The organism is Streptomyces sp. ICN903 (assembly GCF_022015835.1).
Lineage (GTDB): Bacteria > Actinomycetota > Actinomycetes > Streptomycetales > Streptomycetaceae > Streptomyces > Streptomyces fenghuangensis.
The window spans coordinates 1-2346 of record NZ_JAKMAY010000502.1; the positions used below are offsets into that span (position 1 = coordinate 1).

Consider the following 2346-nt stretch of genomic DNA (forward strand, 5'->3'; position numbering starts at 1 on the left):
CGGTGGGGCGGGCGGAGGGACGAGGGCGCCGGCGGGGCCGTCCCCCGCGGGTGCTCCGGAGCGCGGTTCCAGTGGCGTCTTCACAGCGACGGCAACCTCGACGATCGAACGACGGCGACCAGGACCGGTGCGCCGAACAGCGCGGTCATCACACCCAGCGGCATCTCGTACGGGCGGACGACCAGCCGCGAGACGACGTCGGCGAGCAGCACCACGGCCGGGCCCAGCAGCACCGAAACCCCCAGCAGCCGCCGCAGGTCCGGGCCGACCAGCGCCCGGGCCGCGAAGGGCACCACCAGGCCGACGAAGGCGACCGGCCCGGCGACCGCCGTCGCCCCGCCGACCAGCAGCGCGACGGAGGTGACGGCCACCGCGCGCACCCGGCGCGGCCGGTGGCCGAGCCCGGTGGCCACGTCGTCCCCCAGGGCGAGCGAGGACAGCGCGGGGCTCACCGCGGCGGCCGCGGCCAGCCCCACGAGCAGGACGGGCAGTACGGCCATCAGGTCGTCGGTGCCGCGCCCGACCACCGAGCCCACCGTCCAGAACCGGATCTCGTCCGCCGCCCGCTGGTTGACCAGCAGCAGCACGGAGGAGGCCGCGCCCACCATCCCGCTGAACGCCGCGCCGGCCAGCACCAGCCGCACCGGGTCGTCGCCCGCCCCGCGCAGCCGGGCGGCGCCCAGGGCCAGCAGGCAGCCGGCCGCCGCGCCGAGCACGGCGGCGTACGGGCCCACGGTCGTCGCGCTCGCCCCCAGCACGATCGCCAGGACCACGGCGAAGGACGCTCCGGCGCTCACCCCGAGCAGGCCGGGCTCGGCCAGCGGGTTGCGGGCGGTGGCCTGCAGCACGGCCCCGGCGACGCCGAGCGCGGCGCCGACGGCGACGGCCACGGCGGTACGCGGCAGCCGCAGCTCCAGCACGGTGAAGCGGGCGTCCGCGTCGCCGTCCGCGCCACCGAGGAGCACCGCGGCGGCCCGGGCGGGCCCGACGTCGCCGGCGCCCAGGAGCAGGCTGGCCGCCACGACGGCCAGCAGCGCGGCGCTCACCGGCAGCAGGCCGCGCAGCAGAATCTTACGGAGCGTCACATGACACCTTCTCGATGGTCGGTACATCGGTTAGGTTAGCCTAAGCTCAATCGCTGGCACCATCCCTGCCCAGGAGGCACGTCATGCCCGGCTCCGCCCTGCCCGTAAACCGCCGAACCGTCCAGGCCCTCGCGGCATCCGCCCTGCTCATGGGGCTGACCGCCTGCGGCGGCTCCGCCTCGGGCGATGACGGCGAAAGCGGCGGGAGCGAGAAGACGGCCGCCACGCGCTCGATAGAGACCGCCTACGGCTCGGTGGAGGTGCCCGCCGAACCCAAGCGCGTCGTCGCTCTCGGTGACACCTCTCTGGACACCGCCCTGTACCTCGGCATCGAGCCGGTCGGCACCAGCAGCGCCCGCGGCGCGGACACCGCGCCCGGCTACCTGGGCGAGAAGGCGGAGTCCGTCCCGCTGGTCGCCACCGTCAAGGAACCCAACATCGAGGCCGTCCTCAAGGTCGACCCCGACCTGATCCTGGCCGCGCCGAGGCTGGAGAAGTCCCAGTACGACGCCCTCAAGGCCGTGGCCCCCACCGTCGTCCCGAACAACGACGACTGGAAGCAGCCGGCCCAGACCTACGCCGAGGCGCTGGGCGAGAAGGAGGAGTTCGACAAGAAGATCGACGCCCTCCTGGAGCGCGCCGCCGGCGCCGCCGGCGGAAAGGACCCGGGCACGGCCGTGGTGGCCCGCTGGATGCCCGCCGGCCCCATGGTGATGAACGCCGCCAACATGCCCAGCGGCCTGCTGAAGGAGGCCGGCGCCGAACTCCTGCCCATCGCACGGGAACTCGACAGCCCCCACTCCGACCCGCTGTCCCTGGAGAACCTCGACCGCATCGACGCCGACCACGTCTTCGTGGCCACCCTCAACGCCGAAGGGGAGAAGGCGCTCGAGGCGGCCAGGGAGCAGAAGTCCTTCCCCCGGCTGAAGGCCGCCGAGCGCGACGCGGTCAGCGGCGTCGACGGCCAGGTGTGGAGCAGCAGCGCCGGCCCGTACGCGATGGAGAAGGTCGTCGAGGACATCGAGGCCGCCTACGCGGGCTGAACCCGCCTGTTCCGGCTCCCGTTACGGCCTCCTGCCACACGTGCTTCCGGGCCGCCGCCCACGCCGCGGCCCGGAAGAGGTACGGTCGGCCGATGCCCTTACGGAGAAGCCCCCGCACCGCCGCACTGGCCCTGCCGCTCTGCGCCGCCCTCCTGACCGCCTGCACCGGCGGCCAGGACCAGGAGCGCCCCGGCGCCCGGTCCGACGCCCCCTCCGCC

The 2346-nt window shown here is 74.9% G+C and carries 2 protein-coding genes; one reads left to right on the forward strand and one right to left on the reverse strand.

The annotated features are described in order from the left end of the window. Positions 1 to 80: 80 nt before the first annotated feature. The gene (locus L7D48_RS28230; RefSeq protein WP_237883850.1) at positions 81 to 1085 is read right to left on the reverse strand and encodes an iron ABC transporter permease; all 1005 of its coding nucleotides are present in this window, start codon (positions 1083 to 1085) and stop codon (positions 81 to 83) included. 83 nt (positions 1086 to 1168) lie between these two features. On the opposite strand from L7D48_RS28230, the gene L7D48_RS28235 reads away from it, so the two are divergent. Continuing rightward, positions 1169 to 2128: an ABC transporter substrate-binding protein gene (locus L7D48_RS28235; RefSeq protein WP_237883852.1), complete on the forward strand. Its 960-nt coding sequence runs from the start codon at positions 1169 to 1171 to the stop codon at positions 2126 to 2128. Positions 2129 to 2346 lie beyond the last annotated feature (218 nt).